The sequence below is a fragment of the Actinomadura roseirufa genome, assembly GCF_900659635.1.
In the GTDB taxonomy this organism is placed as follows: Bacteria; Actinomycetota; Actinomycetes; order Streptosporangiales; family Streptosporangiaceae; genus Spirillospora; species Spirillospora roseirufa.
Genome location: NZ_CAACVB010000088.1, coordinates 1 through 19,300, shown reverse-complemented (window position 1 = coordinate 19,300; position 19,300 = coordinate 1). Strand labels below are relative to the sequence as shown.

Here is a 19,300-nt window from a genome sequence, read left to right as displayed (position 1 = left end):
TGGTGTAATGAGCTCATGCACCTCAACCCTTACGGCGCGGACGCCGTGCACCTGGCGGCGGACCTGGCCAACCGGCGGCCGGCGACCGCCGCGGAACTGGCGGACCGCTGCCGCGCCGCCGGGCTGGAACTGGAGAGCCCGGTGACGCCGCGCGACCTCGACCGCGCCAACGCCGCGCTGGACGCGTGGGAGAAGGTGGTCGACGCCTCCACCGAACGGGAGCGCGCGGACCTCGTCAACGCGACGCTGGCGGCGGCCTCCACCCATCCGCGGCTGACCGACCACGCCGGGACGGGCTGGCACCTGCACTACCGCGACGACCGGCGGCCGCTCGGCTCCGTCCTGCTCGCGCTGATCTTCGTCGGGACCGCGCTGCACCTGGCGGGACGGGGCATGCACCGGCTCGGGCGGTGCGCCGTGCCCGAATGCACCATGATCTTCGCCGACACCACCCGCACCGGGCGGCAGCGCTACTGCTCCCACCCGTGCGCCAACCGCGACGCGGTGCGGCGGCACCGGGCACGGGCCGCGCGCGCGGCCGCGGCGCGCGTTCCGGGGTGACCTGGACCGGCCCGGCCCGCGGACGGCCCGGGCGCGCCGCCCCGGTCAGGCGAAATCGGTATCGGTGAGTTTCTGCGACTCGTTGGCGACATGCGGGATCTCGCCATTCCGCACGTACATGGTGAAGCCCTCATCGGTGCGCAGCGTGGTCACCCGCAGATGAACGGCCTCGACGGTCCCCTTGGCGATGCCGATGTCGATGACATCACCGACGCCGTATTGGTCTTCGAGCAGAATGAACAATCCGGCGATATAGTCCTTGACGACGTGCTGGGCACCGAAACCGACCGCGGCGCCGATGACGGTGGCGCTGGCGAGAATGGGCGCCAGATTGACGCCCATGCTGCCCAGCACACTGAACGCGGCATTACCGACGATGATCGCCGAGGCTATGATCTTCAATACCGTGCCGAGGGCGTTCATCCGCTGGCGGCGACGCTCCCCGGCGCCCAGAGCCGCCCTGTTCCCGCGCTTGGAGACGCGGTCGATCACCTTATTGATCAGGCGATGGGCAAGGTAACGGGCGACCACCGCGACGACGACCGTCACGACGATCGGAAGCGCTTTCTCGGACCATGTCTGCACGTTCTCTGTGATGGGCATCGTCACGTTGAACAAGCCCGCTTCCGCCTTTCCCTTCCCGACCACCCTCCGGCCTCGGCCGTCCTACAGGCTACGCCACGGCCCGCGCGGGCGGACACCGCGCCGCCCGTCCCGCGCGGCAACTGATCTTCTGGGACGCGGGTGACATATGCGAAGCGGCGGGACGGGCGGGAGGCGGCAATTTCCGGCGCGCCGGTACCGGTTCCCGATCACAGCGGGAGGGGAGCGTTCACGGCCGCCGGCCCGCGCTCGCGGGGAACTCCCGGGGCGGGGTCACCTGACGGTGTCCCGGGAGATCGGTCAGAGTGACGCGAACATGAGGGCGATCACGAGGACCGCGACGATGGCCACCACGGCGACGATGCCGACAATGCGGCCCACGCTCGGACCGGACTTGCCGCTCTGCCCCTGGTTGGCGAAGTTCTGGAACTGATGAGTGGTTCCGGCCGGATCATTCGGTGTCTGTGCCATGCCGAAGAGCGTAACGGACGATCTTGTGGCGGTTCGTGGCTGTTCCACGAACCGGTGTGGCGGAGAGTGTGGGATTCGAACCCACGAGGACTGTCCCCAGCCCTGGGCGCTTTCAAGGCGCCTGCACTAGTCCACTATGCGAACTCTCCAGGCAGGTCCACGATAGCGGGCACGCGGGCCTGCGTTCGACCGCATAACGAGGCCGGTCTACGTCTGCGGGACGGCGAAGCCGGGGATGGACGGCCACCGGACCGTGATGGTGACCGACTCCTCCTCGGCATGCCACGAGTGGTCGACGCCCCGTCCCCAGACGACGTAGTCGCCCTGCTCGGCCAGCACGACGTCCCGGCCCGGGAACTCCATCCGGAACCGGCCGCTCACCAGGATGAGCAGCGCGGTGCGCTGGTCGCCGCGCGTCCACCGGGCCCGGGTGTCGCCCTTCGGGTGCACGCCCCACTTGATCTCGACCTCGGCGCTGTTCCGGAGGTCCCCCTCGGGCTTGAAATGCCCGAGCAGCCAGCCCCGGTCGCTCGCGGCGTCCGGGGCCGCCTTACCCACGTACACGCTCTCGCTGTCCACGTGGCGGGACTCTAGCGCCCGGCGATCATGTGCTCTCCGGCCGCCTGTAGGCGAAACCGTCGCCGACGACCGCCGCCAGGGTGAGATATGCCTCACGCGTCGCCGGGGCGAGCTGCTCCAGCTCCACTTCGGCGCCCTCCTCCAGGTGGTCGTCGTAAGGGATGCGGACGACCGCCCGGCAGCGGCTCTCGAAGTGGGCCTGGAGCTTGTCCAGGTCGACCTGGCTGCGGGTGCGGTTGCGGACCATCGACAGCACCACGACCCCGTTGCGGACGAGGTGGCCGTGGTCGTGCGCCTCCAGCCAGTCGAGGGTCGCGCTCGCGGACCGGGCGCCGTCCACCGAGGGCGAGCTGACCAGCACGAGCTGGTCGGCCAGGCTCAGCACGCCGGACATCGCGGAGTGCAGCAGCCCGGTGCCGCAGTCGGTGATGCAGATCGAGTAGTACTGCTCCAGCACGACCGCCACGGCGGCGTAGTCCTCGGCGCTGAACGCCTCGCTGACCGCCGGGTCGCGGTCGGAGGCGAGGACCTCCAGCCGCGCGGCGTTCTGCGAGGTGAACGCGCGGACCTCGGCGTACCGGTGCACCTTGTCGCGGTTGTTCAGCAGGTCGCGGACGGTCGCCGCCGTCTCCAGCCGCACCTTGTCCGACAGCGTGCCCCGGTCGGGGTTGGCGTCCACGGCGATGACGCGGTCACCGCGCAGCGACCCCAGCATCGAGCCGAGGCCGGTCGTGGTCGTGGTCTTGCCCACACCGCCCTTCAGCGACATCACCGCGACCCTGTGGTGGCCGCCCGCCACGGCGGTGCGGGCCCGCGCGATCAGGTCCTTGCGGCGCAGCTCGCCCTGCGACTCGCCGGGATGGATGCCCCCGGCGGTGGCCTTGTACACCGCCCGCCGCCACCCCGAGGACGGCGCGATGCGCCGCTCGCCCAGCAGGTTCTCGGAGCTCAGGCTCTCGGCGTTCTGCGGGTCCTGGGGCTGTCCCGGATGCCCCTGCGGCGCGTCGGCGGCCTGGCCGGGCGGCATCTGCTGGTACTGGCCGGGCTGCCCCTGCCCAGGACCGTAGGCGTAGCCGGGCGGCGGCCCCTGCCCGTAGGGCTGCCCCGTGTTCGGGTCGTACGCGTACGGCTGCCCAGTGGACGGATCCACCGGTGGGTACGGCTGCTGGGCCGGAACGTTCGGATCGTACGGTCCGTAAAGCCGCTGGGCCGGAGCGCTAGGCCCTTGCCCATAGGACTGTCCCACGGCGCTGGGGTCCTGACCGTAGGGCTGCGCGGGAGCGTTCGGGTCCTGCCCCAACTGCTGGGGCGCCACCCCGGCGTCCTGACCGTACGGACCCTGAACAGGCGCATTCGCGCCCTGCCCAAAGGACTGCGCGGACGCCCCGGGCTCCTGCCCGAACTGCTGAGGGGCCACGCCGACGTCCTGCCCGACAGGCGGCTGAACAACGGTGCTCGGGTGCTGGTCATACGGGGGCTGAGCGGACACGTTCACGTCCTGCCCATAAGGCTGCGCGGGCACTCCGGTGTCCTGGCCGACAGGAGGCTGCACGACGGCGCTCGGATCCTGGACGTAAGGCTGCGCGGACGGGTCCGGCTCCTGGCCGAACTGCTGAGGGGCCACGCCGGCGTCCTGCCCCACAGGGGGCTGCACGGAAGCGTTCGGGTCCTGGACGTATGGGGGCTGAGCGGACGCGCTCACGTCCTGCTCGTAGAGCCGCGCAGACGCGCCAGCGTCCTGCCCGAACTGCTGGCCGGGCACACCGGCCTCCTGCCCCACAGGGGGCTGCACGACGGCGCTCGGGTCCTGGACGTACGGGGGCTGAGCGGACACGCTCACGTCCTGCTCGTAGAGCCGCGCAGACGCGCCAGCGTCCTGCCCGAACTGCTGGCCGGGCACACCGGCCTCCTGCCCCACAGGAGGCTGCACGACGGTGCTCGGGTCCTGGACGTAAGGCTGCGCGGACGGGTCCGGCTCCTGACCGAACTGCTGAGGGCCCTCGGCGGCGTCCTGGCCGACAGGGGGCTGCACGGCAGTGTTCGGGTCCTGGACGTATGGGGGCTGAGCGGACACGTTCACGTCCTGCTCGTAGGGCTGCGCGGGGGCGCCGGTGTCCTGGGCGTAGGGCTGGGCGGGAGGGTTGGGGTCTTGCCGGGAGAGCGGCCGGCCGGTCGCCGGGTCGAGCGGCAGCACCTGCGGGGGCGGCGCGTACAGGTCGGCCGGATCGTAGGGGCGGCCGGGGGACGGGTCGGGCGGCGGGGCCGGGGCGTTCGGGTCGTCGACGACGAACCGCTCGGACAGGTAGGGCGGGAGCTGGTCGAGGGGCGGGGCGCCCTCGGGGCCGGTCTCCCAGGGCTGCTGCTGGGAGTAGGGCGGCGGGCCGCCCGTCGCGTCCGCGGGGGCGTACGGCGGGGGCAGCATGCCTCCGTCGAAGGACTGCGGCATGGGGCCGCCGTCGTAGGGGCGGCCGCTGTCGAAGGGCGGGGGGCCGGCGACGCCGGGGAAGCCGGGGGGCGGGCCGTCGCCCTGCTGCGGCGGGTTCTGGTCCTGCGGGACGGGCGGGGGCGGGCCGAAGCCGCTCGGGCCGAAGCTCTCGGGCGGGCCCTGGAAGGCGGGCGGGGCGGACAGCCACGGGTTGGCGTTCGGGTCCGGCGGCGGTTGCCGCTGCTCGGCGGGGGGACTCTCAGCGGGAGGCGGGCCCTGGGCGGGGCCGGGCGGGACGGCGGACGGTCCGCTCGCCTCCCCGCTCATCGCGTCCAGAGACGCCAGCCGCTCCTCCAGGGAACGCCCGTCGTGCTCGTTCCTCGCCACCGTTTCCCCCTCGGCACCCACTGATGATCGTTTACGGAGCAGGTAGGCATTGGCCCCACGGCAGGATACCTGTGTGCTAATACCACGCATCCCTTGCATAGATCCCCATTGACCCCGATGGCGGTGGTCGCGGGCGGGTCGAGGAGGGCCGGTAGCGTGACCGGTATGCATGCGATCGTGATACGCGAGCCGGGTGATCCGGATGTTCTGGAGTGGACGCCGGTACCCGATCCCGAACCGGCCCCCGGCGAGGTGCTGATCGAGGTGGCGGCCAGCGCGGTGAACCGCGCGGACGTCATGCAGCGCAAGGGGTTCTACCCGCCGCCGGAGGGGGCTCCGCCGTATCCGGGGCTGGAGGTCTCCGGCCGTGTCGCCGCGGTCGGCGAGGGCGTCACCGGGTGGGCGGCCGGGGACGAGGTGTGCGCGCTGCTGTCGGGCGGCGGGTACGCCGAGCGGGTGGCGGTGCCCGCGGGGCAGGTGCTCCCGGTGCCGCGCGGCGTGGCCGTCACGGACGCGGCCGGGCTGCCGGAGGTGGCGTGCACGGTGTGGTCCAACGTGTTCATGCTGGGCGGGCTGCGCGCCGGGGAGACCCTGCTGGTGCACGGCGGCGGCAGCGGCATCGGCACGATGGCGATCCAGCTGGCGAAGGCGCGCGGCGCTCGCGTGGTGTGCACGGTGGGCGGCCCGGAGAAGGCGGCCCGGTGCCGGGAGCTCGGCGCGGACGAGGTGGTGGACTACCGCGCGCAGGACTTCGTGGAGAGCGGTCCCTACGACGTGATCCTCGACCTGATCGGCGCCAAGTACCTGGCGCGGAACGTCGAGGCGCTGGCCGTCGGGGGGCGGCTGATGGTGATCGGGTTGCAGGGCGGCGCGAAGGCGGAGCTCGACATCGGGGTGCTGCTGCGGAAGCGGGCGCTGGTTCACGGGACGACGCTGCGGTCCCGTCCGTTGGAGGAGAAGGCGGAGATCGTGGCGGCGGTCCGCGAGCACGTGTGGCCGCTGCTGGAGTCCGGGGACGTGCGACCGGTCATCGATCAGACGCTGCCCATGACGGACGCGGCGCGCGCGCACGAGCTTCTGGAGAAAAGCGGTCACGTCGGCAAGATTCTGCTGACCGTGTGAGGATGAGGGGATATGAACGAGCCTTCGAAGAACCAGTCCGATCAGGAACCGCAGGTCCTCGTGGTCGGCCCGAACGGCATCGCGATCGAGGGCGGCGGTGACACCGACAAGGAGGAGAAGTCGGTGACCGAGATGGTCGAGCAGCCCGCGAAGGTGATGCGGATCGGTGGGATGATCCGCCAGCTCCTCGAAGAGGTCAAGGCCGCCCCGCTGGACGAGGCGAGCCGCGCCCGGCTCCGTGAGATCCACCACTCGTCCATCAAGGAGCTGGAGGACGGCCTGGCGCCCGAGCTGGTGGAGGAGCTGGAGCGGCTGTCGCTGCCCTTCGCCGAGGGCTCGGTGCCGAGCGAGGCGGAGCTGCGGATCGCGCAGGCGCAGCTCGTCGGCTGGCTGGAGGGCCTGTTCCACGGCATCCAGACCACTCTGTTCGCCCAGCAGATGGCGGCGCGCGCGCAGCTGGAGCAGATGCGCCGCGCTCTCCCCGCGGGGATGGTCCCTCCCGGGCTGGACGACGACCAGCAGGGATCCTCGTCCGGACCCTACCTGTAGCCCTTCCGGACGGCCGTACCCCTGTTCGGCGGGGTACGGCCGCCGCTACGGGAACAGGCGTTCCAGTACCTCCGCCACGCCGTCGTCGTCGTTGCGGGACGTGGTGTGCGTGACGGCGGCCAGGACGAGCGGATGCGCGTTCGCGACGCCGTAGGATGTCCCCGCCCAGGTGAGCATCGGCAGGTCGTTGGGCATGTCGCCGAACGCGACGACGTCGTCGGGGACGATGCCGTGCTCCCCGCACAGGGTGGCCAGGGCACTGGCCTTGGTGACGCCCGGCGCGCTCATCTCCAGCAGCGCGTGACCGGACGAGTGGGTGACGTTGACGAGGTCCCCGACGGCCTTCTCCGCCTTCTCCGCGAGCGAGTCGGGGTCGGTGCCGGCGTCCGGGTGGAAGGCGAGCAGTTTGGTGCCGCCGCGGCTGACGAGCTCGGCGCCCTCCACGGGCCGCCCGCCGAGCGCCTCGGCGTCCCAGCGGCCGAGGCCGTAGCTGGCCTCGAAGACGAAGCCGGTGGGGTACTCGACGGCGAAGCGCAGCTCGGGCGCGATGCCGCGGAGCCTCCCGACGGCCTCCGCGAGCACCTCGGGGGCGATCTCCTGCACCCGGACCACGGTCTCGGTGTGCAGGTCGTAGACGACGGCGCCGTTGGCGCAGATGGCGACGCCGCGGTGGCCCGCCGCGGCGGCGATCTCGGTCATCCAGCGCGGCGGACGCCCGGTGACCATGACGAGCATCGCTCCGGCACGTTCCACCCGGCCGAGGGCGCGGGCGGTGCGGGTGGAGATCGTCCCGTCGGAGCGCACGATCGTTCCGTCGAGGTCGGTGGCGACCACACGCGGCGAGGACTCAGACATGTCACCTTCCAGGGCATCTGGGACACACCTTAGGCGACGTCCCGCCGCTGGCGGCGCACGGATCCCATGCGGAAGGCCCGCCCCGGGGGGCGGGCCTTGCGGTGGGGTCAGCGTTTGACGGGCTCCAGCACTTCGAGCCCGATGAACTTCTGGAGGGCCTCCGGGACGCGGACGGAGCCGTCCGCGCGCTGGTGGTTCTCCAGGATCGCGACCATCCAGCGGGTGGTGGCCAGCGTGCCGTTCAGCGTCGCGACGGGGTGGTTGCGGCCGTCGGCGTCGCGGTGCCGCACCGCCAGGCGGCGCGCCTGGAAGTCCGTGCAGTTGGACGTCGAGGTGACCTCGCGGTAGGTGTTCTGCGTCGGTACCCACGCCTCGCAGTCGTACTTGCGCGCCGCGCTGGCCCCGAGGTCGCCCGCCGCGACGTCGATGACCCGGTAGGGCAGCTCGCACTTGGCGAGCATCTCCTTCTCCCACTCCAGCAGCCGCAGGTGCTCGGCGTGGGAGTCGGCCGGGTCGCAGTAGGAGAACATCTCCACCTTGTCGAACTGGTGGACCCGGATGATGCCGCGGGTGTCCTTGCCGTAGGAGCCGGCCTCGCGGCGGAAGCACGACGACCACGCCACGTACCGCCGCGGCAGCTCGTCGATGATCTCGTTCATGTGGTAGGCGGCGAGCGGCACCTCGGAGGTGCCGACGAGGTACAGGTCCTCCTGGCGGAGCTGGTACACCTCGGCGGCGTGCGCGCCGAGGAACCCGGTGCCCTCCATCGCCTCGGGCTTGACCAGCACCGGCGGGTACATGGGGACGAAGCCCGCCGAGACGGCCTGCTCCATGGCGAGGTTCAGCAGCGCGTACTGCAGCCGCGCGCCGACGCCGGTCAGGTAGTAGAAGCGCGCCCCCGCCACCTTGGCGCCGCGCTCCATGTCGATGGCGCCGAGGCTCTCGCCCAGTTCCAGGTGGTCCTTCGGCTCGAAGTCGAACGCGGTGGGCTCGCCGATGGTCTCCAGGACGACGAAGTCCTGCTCCCCGCCGGGCGGGACGCCGTCCTCGATGAGGTTCGGTACGCCCCTCAGCAGCGCGTCCAGCTCGGTGCCGAGCCGGTCGGCCTCGGCCTCGGCGTCCTTGACCTGCTGGGCCAGCTCCTTGGCGCGGGCCAGCAGCGCCTGCCGCTCGTCGCCCTGCGCCCGCGACACCGACTTGCCGAAACTCTTCTGCTCGGCGCGCAGCTGCTCGAACGAGGTCAGCGCCGAGCGGCGCCGCTCGTCCAGGTCGACCAGCCGGTCGGCGACGGTGTCGTCGTCCCCGCGTGCGCGCTGCGACGCGCGCAGCCGCTCGGGGTCCTCTCGTAGGGCTCGCAGGTCAATCACAGACCCGAGGCTACCGGCCCGGAGCCCCCCGGCGCGCGCGGGTATCGGAGAGTGCGCGGCCGTACGCGGGCCGGTCGCCGCGGGCCGGTCGCGGGTCCCCGCGGCGCCGGAGCCCGTTCAGCGCGTCGCGCCGACCAGCAGGGCGTGCGCGGGCAGCGCGATCTTCCCGCCGCCGGCCGCGTACCGGGTCGCGAGCCGGTCGTAGGCCGCCTTGATCCGGGCGACGGTCGCGGCGTCCTGGCGGCCGACGATGACGCCGTTCGTGCCGACCCCCGACAGCGCGCCGGTCTCCCACCAGTCCTCGGGGTCGACGACGTGCTCCCAGGTCACCTCCTCGACGGCGGCGTCGGCGAAGCCCGCCGCCACCACCAGGCGGCGGAACGCGAGGGCCTGGCCGTGCTCCATGAACGGCGGCTCCGGGATGTCGCCGGGCACCGGCACGCCCACCTCGTCGATCGCCTCCCGGACGAGCGCGAGCGCCCCGCTGCCCGGCATCGTCCAGCAGCTCAGCGCCAGCCGGCCGCCGGGCCGCAGCACCCGGCGCAGCGCGCCGAGGGTCGCCTCCGGCACGCCCACATGGTTGATCACGCAGTTGCCGGTGACCGCCGCGAACTCGGCGTCGCCGAACGGCACGTCCGGGAGCACCGCGACCCGCACGTCCAGGCCGGGCACGTTCGCGCGGGCGGCCGCGGCCATCTGCGGGTCGGCGTCGATCGCCGACACCACGGCGCCGCGCCGGACGGCCTCGGCCGAGACGACCCCGGTCCCCGTGCCGACGTCGAGGAGCCGGGTCCCCTCGGCGACTCCGGCGGCGTCCAGCAGCGGGTCCACCAGGAACCGGGTCAGCCGGGCGAAGCCGCGCTGGTAGGCGGGCGCGCGCCCGGCCCACAGCTCCCGCTCGTAGAGGTCGAAGTCGTTGGTCATCATCGGCAGCGTACGGCAGCGCGGTCACCCGGGCGGTGGACGGCGCGGACGCCGGGAACGCCGCCGGACGCGGTCAGAGCCGGCCGTCGCGGATCGACTCGACCCAGGCGGCGGCCTCGGTGAAGTCGTCGTCGTGGGTCCCGCGGCGGATCTCCGGGCGGATCCGGTCGGCGCGCGCGTAGGACCCCACGAAGCGGACGTCGGAGCAGACGCGGCGCAGCCCCATCAGCGCCTCGGCGACGCGGGCGTCGGCGATGTGCCCCTCGAAGTCCATCCAGAACAGGTAGGAGCCCAGGCCGGCGCCGGTGGGCCGGGACTGGATCAGCGTCAGGTTGATGCCGCGCACGGAGAACTCGGTGAGGATCTCCAGCAGCGCGCCGGGATGGTCCTCGCCGATGAACGCGACGACCGTCGTGCGGTCGGTCCCGGTGGGCCGGGGCGGCGCGCACGGACGGCGCAGCGCGACGAAGCGGGTGACGGCGTCGGCGACGTCGTGGATGTCCTCGGCCAGCACCGTCAGGCCGTAGCGGGCCGCGGCGAACGAGCCGGCGAGCGCCGCATCGTAGTGGCCGTCGGCGACGTGCTGGGCGGCCTCGGCGTTGGACGTCGCGGCGCGCCACTCGGCGTCCGGGACGTTCCCGGCGAGCCAGCGGCGGCACTGCGGCTGCGCGATCGGATGCGAGGCGACCGTCTTGATGTCGCCCAGCGCCGTGCCGGGGCGGACGAGCAGCGCGAACGACACCGGCAGGTTGACCTCGCCGACGATGCGCAGCGGCTCGCCGGTGGCCAGCTCGTCCAGCGTGGTCGGGACGGAGCCCTCGACGGAGTTCTCCAGGGCCACCACGGCGGAGTCGGCCTCGCCGCGGCGCAGCGCGTCCAGAACGGCGGGCACCGTGGCGTACGGGACGTGCTCGGCTCCGGCGGCGCCCGGGAGCGACAGGAGCGCCGCCTCCGTGAAGGTGCCGCGCGGGCCCAGATAGGCGTACCGTTCGGGCCTGCTGTCTGCGGTCACGAGGTCCCCCGGGGCTCGTTGTGCTGCGGCGGAGAGGTGGGACCCCTGAGTTTACCGCCTGCCGGGAGGGGTAGCCCTGTATGTCAGGCGCGGGCGGTCGAGGCGCGGTCGCCGTTGCCGAAGTCGGGCAGCGGGTCGTCCATCGACACCACCGGTCCCTTGCCCAGCCGGGCCGCGCGCACGGCCTGGTTCTCCTCCGGGGAGAGCGTCTCGATCGGATACCCCGCCTGGACGACCTTGGCGTAGGTACGGGTCTCGGTGCGCCCGTTGATCGAACTGATCACCACGCCGTCGCCCATCGCGTTGAGCAGCGCGAGGGAGAACGACCGGTGCCCGGACATCTCCTTCAGCGCGTCATAGTGCACGATGGCGAGATCGCGCATGGCGCGCTCGTCCACCGAGCCAGTGGCGACCTGGAGCTGGCGCCTGAGCATTTCTCCGCACTCGTCGACGATCTGGTTGACCCGGTTGTGGGCCACCACCGCGATGGTCAGTCCCGCCACCCCGGCGACCAGACCTGCGACGGCCACCGCGACAAGCATCACGGAGCGAGCGTACCGACCTCGACCTCGGGTTGCGAAGGATCCTCGGGACGGATGTCGCGGAACAGGCGGTTCACCAGCCAGGATCCCAATAGGATCACCACGCCGATCGCGGCCGCGCCGAACGCGTCCTGGATGACGCGGCCCACGAAACCCGAGAGCGGAGAGTGCTGTGGGCCGATCAGCTTCGTCCCCCACCAGGGCAGCGGGAACAGGAAGTAGAACCAGACTCCGGCGGCGACGAGACATCGTCGCGTGTCCCGGCCATCCCCGACCAAGGCGCCGATCACCGCGATGATCCACACAAGGTGGTGGATCCAGCCCACCGGGGACAGCAGCACCGACAGCAGCCCGGTGATCGCGACCCCGGCCAGCAGCAGGCTGTAGGCCCCCGCACCGGTCAGCGGATCGGCGGCGGCGAGGTGGTCGGTGCCGCCGACCGGCCCGGTCGGCAGCGGCCGGGCGCCGGCCAGCCGGTCCGCGGCGAGCGTGGCGCGGCGGGCGTACCGGAAGCCGTAGTAGCCCATGACCAGCACGAGGACGAGCCACACCAGCGACCGGACGGGGCCCTCGGGCAGGATCCGCGCGACGATCCCGTTGATCGCCTGGTTGGTGGTGCCGTTGACGGCGCCGGTGCGGTCGCCGCCCTGCAGCAGCGCGCCGAACCAGTAGCCGGCGGAGTCGGCGGGCAGCAGCGCGAACGTGCCGAGCGTGGCGGCGGCTGCGGTGAGCAGCGCGTTGACCGCCGCGTCCCGCCGCCCGGTGATGACGAAGTAGATGAGGAAGACCCCGGGCACCAGCTTGATCGCGAGCGCGAGGCCGACGAGCATCCCGCGCGGCCAGCGGGCCGAGCGGGTACAGCAGTCGGCGAGGCACAGCGCGAGCAGGAACAGCCCCACCTGCCCGAAGCGGACCTGGTCGCGGACGGGGTCGAGCCAGGCCATGCCCGCGATCAGCACGGCGGCGGCGAGCGGCGTCCAGCGCCCGGCCCGGCGGATGAGGTCACGGAAGGCGTAGCAGACCGAGACGGCGAGCGCCACGTACAGCAGGACCGTCCACGTCCACTGGGCGGTGCGCCAGGGCAGCAGGGTGAACGGCACGGCGAGGACGGCGGCGAACGGCGGGTAGGTGAACGGCAGGAGCTGGGGCGGCTGGGTGAGGACGTCGTACAGCGGCGCCTCGCGGAGGACGGCGCGGCCCCCGTCGCGGTAGACCTCCAGGTCGACGAGCCTCTGGTCGGGCGGGTTGCCGAGCCACTGGGTGACGATCGGCGTCACCGCCGCCACCACGACGACGACCCCGGCCAGCAGGATCAGCAGATCCGCCGGTGTCCCCCACCGCCTCGCGGCCCGCGACGATCCGGTGTCCTCGCGCGCCCCAACGACTCCACGCATGCCCACATCCTGGCCTAAAGAGGACCTCGGCCGGTGCTCGGCGCCGCACACGGGACGTCCCGAGCCTGAAGGATATGCACCGCCGGTGCCCGGCCGTCCCCGGGACGGGTACGACCGGACCCGCGCTCGGCCCGCGCTCGGCCCGCGCTCGGCCCGCGCTCGGCCCGCGCCGTGGACGGCCCCCGCGCCCCGGTGAGGCTCTTGTAACCTGAACGCCATGACTCTGCGGGGGGCGAAGGTCGTCGTGTTCCTCGCCGTCGTCGTGGCGACACTGGGCGGGCCCTTCGCGGCACCGCCGGGGAAGGCGCAGGCCGCCGCCGCGCCGGCGGCGCCCGCGATCCGGGGGCGGGTCGTGATCATCGGGGTGCCCGGCCTGCTGTGGAAGGACGTCGACCGGGCGCGCACGCCCACCCTGTGGGCGCTCGCCGACCAGGGCGCCGGCGCCGGGCTCAGCGTCCGCACGACGCGCGTCAACACCTGCCCGACCGACGGCTGGCTGACACTGTCGGCGGGGCAGCGGGCCCGGCTGGCGCACGGCGACTGCGCGCTGCCCTCGGCGCCGATCGTCCCCGGGCAGCCCTCGCCCACCGGCCCGCCGCCCGCCGGCGGCGCCATCGCGCCCGGCTGGCCCGCGATCAAGAGCGACAACGCCGACATCTCCTACCATTCCGAGGTCGGACTGCTCGGGACCGCCGTCCACGCGGCGGGCGGCTGCACCCTGGCCGTCGGCCCCGGCGCGGTGTTCGGCCTCGGCGACGGCGGCGGGCGCGTCGACCGCTACGTCCCGTCCCCCGACAGGGCGACCCCCGCCGACTGGGCGAGCTGCCCGGTCGCGGCGGTGGACGTCGACGAGATGTTCCGCGCCTACCTCGACGCGGGCGTCGACCCGCACGGCGACCAGGTCCCGGTGGCCGACCGCAAGCGCGCCGCCGCCGCGGCCGCCGCTGACCGCCGCGTCGCGCAGGTCCTGGCCGGTGTCCCCGCCGGGACGACCGTGCTGGTCGCCGGGCTCTCCGACATCGGCGTCCAGCCGCACCTGCGGGTCGCGGCGGCCCGCGGGCCCGGGTTCGCGCCCGGCCTGCTGACCTCCAGCGCCACCCGCCGCGAGGGCCTGGTCACGCTGACCGACCTCACCTCGACGACGCTGGGGGTCCTCGGCCTGCCGCAGCCCAAGGAGGCCGTCGGGTCGCCGTGGCGGTCGGAGCGCGCCGGCGGCGGCACCGCCGCCCGCGTGGACCGGCTGGCCGACCAGGACCGCGCCGCCCAGGCCATCCGCGCCGTCCAGACGTCGTTCTACTCGGTTCTGTTCGTCACACAGCTCGTGCTGTACGGGCTCGCGGCGCTGGCCCTGCGGCGGCTCGGCGGCGCCCCCCGGTCGCGGACGCGGATCCTCGGCGGCACCCGCGTGATCGCGCTGCTCGCCGGCGCGGTGCCGTGCGCGTCGTTCCTGGCCGCCCTGCTGCCATGGTGGCGGGCGGCGCACCCGACACCGGTCCTGATCGGCACCGTGCTGGCCTTCGCCGGCCTGCTCACGGGCCTCGCGCTGGCCGGGCCGTGGCGCCGCTCGGCGTTCGTCCCGGGGCTGGTGATCACGGGGGCGACCGCGCTCGTGCTGGCACTGGACGTGATGACCGGCTCGGTCCTCCAGCTGAACACGCTGATGGGCTACACCGCGCTCGTCGCGGGACGTTTCTACGGCTTCGGCAACCAGGCGTTCTCGCTGTTCGCGACCGCCGCGGTGCTCACCGGCGCCTGGCTCGCAGAGTTCCCGCTGCGCGCGGCCCGCGCGCCGGGCGCGGCGGGCCGGTGGACCTCCTACCGGGACGGGCGGGCGGCCGCGCTCGGCGTCGTCGTCCTGGTCGGCGTGGCGGCCGTCGCCGTCGACGGCCTCCCCGCCTGGGGCAGCGACTTCGGGGGCGTCCTGGCGATCGTGCCGGCGTTCGCCGTCCTCGGCATGATGGTCACGGGACAGCGGGTCTCGCCGCTGAAGCTCGGCCTGTTCTGCCTGGCCGGGGCCGTGCTGGTGCTGTTCATCTCCTACCTGAACGCGCAGAGCTCCAACCCGACGCACCTCGGCCGGTTCTGGCAGGACCTGATGGACGGGGACGCCTGGGGCGTCATCGCCCGCAAGTTCCGCGCGATGCTCGGCAGCCTCGGCTACTGGCCCTTCACGGTGCCGCTCGCCGCCGCGATCGGGTTCCTGTTCTTCGTGCTGGCGCGTCCCACGCGGTGGCGGGCGTCACTGCTGCACCGCGCCTACGAGCACAGCCTCACGATGCGCGCCGCGCTGCTCAGCGCGCTGGCGGTCGGCGTCATCGGCACGCTGGCGAACGACTCCGGCCTGGTCATCCTGTCGGTGGCGTTCAGCCTGGCGACGCCGCTGATGCTCGCGGCGGGCCTCCGCTCCCTGGAACTGGACCTGGACGCCGGCACAGCACTGCCAGAAGTACCAGAAGCACCGTCAGAACCCACGGAATCACCGTCGGCCGAACGGTCGTGAACATCCAGGACAGATCGTCCGGCATGTCTATGAGCTTGGGCGCGCGCGCGGGCAGATAGGCGAAACTGAGCGCGGTGGTGTGGACGAGCAGGACCCAGTCGAACCGCGTCCAGGGGAGCAGCGCCAGAAGCGCCCACCCGAACCCGTCGTACCAGGGAAGCTCGTAAGGCGCGGCCAAGAGCCAGGCCAGCACGAGCGCCGCCGCCACCCGGCGATGGTCCTGCTCCTCCCTGGGCAGCGCGCGCGCCAGCAGCACGAACAGCACCAGCGTCAGGACGGCCGCGCCGATCTTGATGACGGTGCGCTGCCCGCCGGGGCCGAGCAGCACGTCCACCAGATGCCACGGCGTCGCCAACGAGACCATGCCGCTCGCGCGGTCGATCTGGTCGAGCGCGTGCGGCCCGGCCGGCGCGTACGCGGCGGCGAGCACCGCCGCGGCGCCCGCCGCCAGCGCGGCGAGACCACCGAGCGCGCGGCGCCGGTCCCCACCCCGCCACGCCTCGCGCAGCAGCACCCATCCGGGGCCCACGCCCACCAGCACGGCGGGCAGCTTGATCGCCGCTCCCGCGCCGGCCAGCGCCCCAGCCGCGAGCGCCCGCCACCGGCCGGACGTCCGGCCGCCGAACACAGCGACCGCCGCGACCATCGGCGCGATCGCCAGCACGTCATTGTGGGCCCCGCCGACCAGGTGGAACAGCACCAGCGGGTTGCACGTCCAGAGCAGCGCGGCGCGGACCCGCCGGCCCTCGCTCCGCGCCGTCCGGTGCAACACCAGCGCCGTCAGCGCGAACGCGAGCACGTTGACGGCCGACAGCGCGAACACCGTCAGCCGCACCGACCGGCCGCCGGCCCACGACGCGAACGCCTGCTGCGCCGTCGCGATCGGCCCGTACACCGACGGCGTCGTCCGCCACTCCTCCGGCGCCCCGGCGACCGGATCCGCGGGCAGGTCGGCGGCACTGGTGACGTACGGGTCATGGCCCGTCACCACCATCCGCCCGTACGACGCGTAGTTCAGGTGGTCGGCGGACCCGACGGGCGGCAGGAACAGGAACGCGACGGCGGCGAGCAGCCCCGCGGCGGCCAGCGGCAGCGCCCGGACCCGCCAGCCCCGGCGGACGCCCGCGAAGCACAGCGCGAGCCCCGCCGCGCTCGCCGCGACACCCACCACGACGAGCCCGACCGCGAGATACGGCGACGGATGGGCGTGCAGCGAATAGGGCGGCTCCCCCGCCGTGCCCGCCAGCCGCGGCTCGAACACCGACGGACCGAGCAGCGCCGTCACCAGGAAACAGACGACCCCGCCGCCCATCCCCACCAGCCCGGCGACCCCGAACCGGCGCCCGTCCGCCGCCCGCGCCGTCGGCACGGGCGGGGACTCCTCGTCCGGGGGGATTCGCCGGCCCGCGCGCGACACGCCTGGGCCGGGACGGGTCATGACCGCCGGCCGCGCACGCGCGCGATCTGCCCGGCCACCACCGGCTCGCGGACGGCCAGCGCCCTGGCCACGTCACGGAACTGCCGCGCCCGGTGCACCTGCGCGCGCCAGTCCGTCCCGGTCGCGCGGTGCGCCAGCGGCACCTCGACCTCCGTCACCCGGAACCCCTTGCGCAACAGGTCGATGGTCAGCGCGGTCTCCACACCGAACCCCGCGGCGAGCGGACGCGCCGCCTCGAACGCCGCCCGGGTCAGGCAGCGCTGCCCGTTCAGCGGCTGGGTGGCCGCCCACCCGGTGGCGCGCCTGATCCCGTCACGCGACAACCGGACCACGAACCCGTGCCCGCCCAGCTTCACGGTGGCGGAGAACACCGCGATCGTCATGTCGGCCGTGCCGTCCACCACCGGCGTGACCAGCGGCGCCGCCTCGCCCGCGGTCTCGGCGAGGTCGGCGTCCAGGAACAGCAGGTGGCGCGGCCGGCCGCCGTCCTCGTCCAGCAGCCGGACGGCCTCCGCACCGGTCTCCATCGCCGCGCCCTTGCCCCGGTTGCGGCTGTGCCGCACGACCCGCGCCCCCGCCTGCCGGGCGGCCGCCCCCGTACCGTCGGACGAACCGTCGTCGACCACCACGACCAGCCCGGCGCCGGGCAGTTCCCGCGCCGCCTTGACGGTGACCGCGATGCGATCGGCTTCGTCCTTGGCCGGGATGATCACCGCTACCTCGTCCATGCCCGCGATCGTAGTCGTGTTCATTGCAAGACCGGCCCACGTTCCTCGCCTGGCGGCTCGGACCGTGACCGTCCTTGTGCGGGCGCGAATCGCTTCGCGATCTTCCCGGCGGGGCTCGCCTTCGGCGTCGCCCCGCCGGTCAGGTAGCGCGCCCGCGTGACGGCCGAGGTCGCTCCACCACCTCCCAGGCCGATGTCGCTCCTTCACCCTCGTTCGACGTGACGGCTGTGCTGCCGCTCGTTGTGCGAACGCTGCTTGGTGGTCGAGTTCTTCTGGGCTCACGGCCTGGTGAGCGCTGCCATGGCGAGTTGAATGCGTGTCCGGTCGAGGGCGCTCCGGGAGCGCCCTGGTGGGAGCAGGGCGGCCTACGGGGTCGTCTGGCCGGCGGCTTGGGTGGGGTGTTTGGGGCGCGGCGGTAGGCGTTCGGGGTTGCGTGCTTAGGTGTGCTTTGTGGGTGCTGGTGAGAGGGTGGCGGTGGGGGAGGTCGCCTCCGGGCCGCTGGGGCGGGGGGGTCGGGGGCGGGGTCAGCCGGCGTCCAGGGCGGGGGCCGCGTCGCACACGGTGAAGACGGTGTCGAGCCCGGTGACCTGGAGGATCCGCCGCACGGCCGGGCGGGGGGCGGCCAGTTCGAGTGAGCCGCCCTGTTCCTTGAGCCGCTTCATGGCCGCGAGCAGCACGTTCATGCCGGTCGAGTCGCAGAACTCGACACCGCTGAGGTCGACCACCACGCGGTCGACGTCCCCGCGGAGCAGGCCCGCCAGGGCGGCCTGCAGCCGGGGCGCGGTGTACAGGTCGAGCTCGCCGGTCGCCGTGACGACGGCGTGACCGCCTTGAGACGCGGTCGAGACATTTAGCTCCACGTCGGCACACTATCTCGCCGAAGGCCGACGGGCCAGACAGTTCACCAAGTCCCGTGTGGCGCGGGCGCGTTCAGGGCGCGCCACCGCCCTGACCTGCTCATACGCTTTGCGAACTAGGTCCTGTATTGCCCCCGTCGACGGCCGGACGGGCGGCCCGGGAGGCCGTGACGATCTGCGCGGTTCAGCCTCGCGGCGCCGTGGTTTAGGGGAGGCTGAGCGCGTGCACCCGCGCATGAAAGCCGACCAGACACCCGACCCGAGGGACAAACGGCTGCGCGAACGTCTTGAGACGATCCGCGCGCGTTCTGAGAAGTCCACGTCCTGGCGGGCGCCGATGCGGTACCTGTCCCGCCTGGTGAACCAGAACGGCGTCGTCCCGGTCAGGGCGCGGCTCTCCCGCGAGGACCTCGCCTTCCTCGCCGGTGCCCGCGACGAGGTCATCGTGTTCGCGGAACTGGGCGTCCGCCTGCTCGACCTGCACCGCCCGCAGGCGTCCGGCGGCATCACCAGCGATCCCGACCGGCCCATCCGGCGCTGCCGCGCCTGCATGTCGCGCTGGCCGTGCCCCACTTTCCGCGCGATCGACGACGCCCTGGACCACTGACCATCACGGCCTGAGATACCGCGCCGGTTCCGGTCGTCATGTGATCGTTTCGCAGCCGTCCGCCGCCCGTTCGCGTCGGGACTCTGGACGCGGGTAACGGCTCCTCAAAAGCTTGGCAATGGTCTGCCGCCGCATGCGCGCGGGCGGGTCCGGCGACGTTCCCGGCGCGGAACGATCCCCAAATCACCCCCAGTTTCTGAGCTCTTTCCAACCTCAGTTGGTGTGATGGTGCAGAGCGAGAATCGCCTGGACGATGGCGGTCAGCCGGGCGGGTGAGCAACGCGCGTGGCGGAGGATGTGCCAGCGTTTGAGGGTGGCGGCGCCCTGTTCTCCGAGTGCGCGAACTTTGGCGTGGTGGCGGTTGAACAGCTTTTTGCGC

Annotated in this window: 18 protein-coding genes, 1 tRNA gene and 1 pseudogene; 5 read left to right on the top strand and 15 right to left on the bottom strand. The window is 73.2% G+C overall.

The window, feature by feature from the left end; genetic code table 11:
* Positions 1-15: 15 nt before the first annotated feature.
* Positions 16-561, top strand: a complete 546-nt coding sequence (locus tag E1291_RS19690) for a CGNR zinc finger domain-containing protein (protein WP_131739296.1) — start codon at positions 16-18, stop codon at positions 559-561.
* 45 nt (positions 562-606) lie between these two features.
* Here E1291_RS19690 and E1291_RS19685 read toward each other — a convergent pair whose 3' ends face one another.
* From E1291_RS19685 to E1291_RS44915, 5 genes are all read right to left on the bottom strand, one after another.
* Positions 607-1,170 carry a mechanosensitive ion channel family protein gene (locus E1291_RS19685; protein ID WP_242614257.1) on the bottom strand — a complete coding sequence of 188 codons (564 nt, stop codon included), beginning with the start codon at positions 1,168-1,170 and terminating at the stop codon, positions 607-609.
* Between the two features lie 294 nt (positions 1,171-1,464).
* The gene (locus E1291_RS42100) at positions 1,465-1,635 is read right to left on the bottom strand and encodes a hypothetical protein (protein WP_165495197.1); all 171 of its coding nucleotides are present in this window, start codon (positions 1,633-1,635) and stop codon (positions 1,465-1,467) included.
* A gap of 57 nt (positions 1,636-1,692) precedes the next feature.
* Positions 1,693-1,784 (bottom strand) — tRNA-Ser (locus E1291_RS19680).
* A gap of 58 nt (positions 1,785-1,842) precedes the next feature.
* Entirely contained in the window at positions 1,843-2,214 is a 372-nt protein-coding gene (locus E1291_RS19675) for a cupin domain-containing protein (RefSeq protein WP_131739295.1), read from the bottom strand.
* A 25-nt stretch (positions 2,215-2,239) separates the two neighbouring features.
* Positions 2,240-5,026: a nucleotide-binding protein gene (locus E1291_RS44915; RefSeq protein ID WP_306434472.1), complete on the bottom strand. Its 2,787-nt coding sequence runs from the start codon at positions 5,024-5,026 to the stop codon at positions 2,240-2,242.
* Between the two features lie 165 nt (positions 5,027-5,191).
* Here E1291_RS44915 and E1291_RS19665 point away from each other — a divergent pair, with 165 nt between their 5' ends.
* A complete protein-coding gene (locus E1291_RS19665; RefSeq protein ID WP_131739310.1) occupies positions 5,192-6,148 on the top strand; it encodes an NAD(P)H-quinone oxidoreductase in 957 nt (318 codons plus the stop codon).
* Positions 6,149-6,160: 12 nt separating this feature from the next.
* On the top strand, positions 6,161-6,697 hold the full coding sequence (locus tag E1291_RS19660) for a bacterial proteasome activator family protein (RefSeq protein ID WP_131739294.1): 537 nt from the start codon (positions 6,161-6,163) through the stop codon (positions 6,695-6,697).
* A gap of 45 nt (positions 6,698-6,742) precedes the next feature.
* On the opposite strand, the gene E1291_RS19655 is transcribed toward E1291_RS19660, so the two are convergent.
* From E1291_RS19655 to E1291_RS19630, 6 genes are all read right to left on the bottom strand, one after another.
* The gene (locus E1291_RS19655; protein ID WP_131739293.1) at positions 6,743-7,552 is read right to left on the bottom strand and encodes an HAD family hydrolase; all 810 of its coding nucleotides are present in this window, start codon (positions 7,550-7,552) and stop codon (positions 6,743-6,745) included.
* Between the two features lie 107 nt (positions 7,553-7,659).
* A complete protein-coding gene (gene serS / locus E1291_RS19650) occupies positions 7,660-8,919 on the bottom strand; it encodes a serine--tRNA ligase (RefSeq protein WP_131739292.1) in 1,260 nt (419 codons plus the stop codon).
* A 117-nt stretch (positions 8,920-9,036) separates the two neighbouring features.
* A complete protein-coding gene (locus E1291_RS19645) occupies positions 9,037-9,843 on the bottom strand; it encodes a class I SAM-dependent methyltransferase (RefSeq protein ID WP_165495196.1) in 807 nt (268 codons plus the stop codon).
* Between the two features lie 73 nt (positions 9,844-9,916).
* The gene (gene pheA, locus E1291_RS19640) at positions 9,917-10,855 is read right to left on the bottom strand and encodes a prephenate dehydratase (RefSeq protein WP_131739290.1); all 939 of its coding nucleotides are present in this window, start codon (positions 10,853-10,855) and stop codon (positions 9,917-9,919) included.
* Positions 10,856-10,938: 83 nt separating this feature from the next.
* Entirely contained in the window at positions 10,939-11,397 is a 459-nt protein-coding gene (locus E1291_RS19635; RefSeq protein WP_131739309.1) for a DUF4446 family protein, read from the bottom strand.
* Entirely contained in the window at positions 11,397-12,791 is a 1,395-nt protein-coding gene (locus tag E1291_RS19630) for a glycosyltransferase 87 family protein (protein ID WP_131739289.1), read from the bottom strand. The genes E1291_RS19635 and E1291_RS19630 overlap by 1 nt, the downstream gene beginning before the upstream one ends.
* Before the next feature lie 217 nt (positions 12,792-13,008).
* Between E1291_RS19630 and E1291_RS44035 the strand changes: the two genes are divergently transcribed.
* A complete protein-coding gene (locus E1291_RS44035) occupies positions 13,009-15,291 on the top strand; it encodes a hypothetical protein (RefSeq protein WP_242614251.1) in 2,283 nt (760 codons plus the stop codon).
* A gap of 178 nt (positions 15,292-15,469) precedes the next feature.
* Here the strand turns inward: E1291_RS44035 and mptB are convergent.
* From mptB to E1291_RS19615, 3 genes and pseudogenes are all read right to left on the bottom strand, one after another.
* Positions 15,470-16,603, bottom strand: a pseudogene (gene mptB / locus E1291_RS19625) (polyprenol phosphomannose-dependent alpha 1,6 mannosyltransferase MptB); the annotation flags it as partial.
* A gap of 122 nt (positions 16,604-16,725) precedes the next feature.
* On the bottom strand, positions 16,726-17,457 hold the full coding sequence (locus tag E1291_RS19620; RefSeq protein WP_131739287.1) for a glycosyltransferase family 2 protein: 732 nt from the start codon (positions 17,455-17,457) through the stop codon (positions 16,726-16,728).
* A 524-nt stretch (positions 17,458-17,981) separates the two neighbouring features.
* Positions 17,982-18,317 carry an STAS domain-containing protein gene (locus tag E1291_RS19615; RefSeq protein WP_131739286.1) on the bottom strand — a complete coding sequence of 112 codons (336 nt, stop codon included), beginning with the start codon at positions 18,315-18,317 and terminating at the stop codon, positions 17,982-17,984.
* Positions 18,318-18,537: 220 nt separating this feature from the next.
* Between E1291_RS19615 and E1291_RS19610 the strand changes: the two genes are divergently transcribed.
* Positions 18,538-18,921, top strand: coding sequence for a hypothetical protein (locus E1291_RS19610; protein WP_242614250.1), 384 nt, complete (start codon positions 18,538-18,540; stop codon positions 18,919-18,921).
* A 213-nt stretch (positions 18,922-19,134) separates the two neighbouring features.
* On the opposite strand, the gene E1291_RS19605 is transcribed toward E1291_RS19610, so the two are convergent.
* Positions 19,135-19,290 carry a transposase family protein gene (locus E1291_RS19605; RefSeq protein ID WP_370770985.1) on the bottom strand — a complete coding sequence of 52 codons (156 nt, stop codon included), beginning with the start codon at positions 19,288-19,290 and terminating at the stop codon, positions 19,135-19,137.
* Between the last annotated feature and the right edge of the window lie 10 nt (positions 19,291-19,300).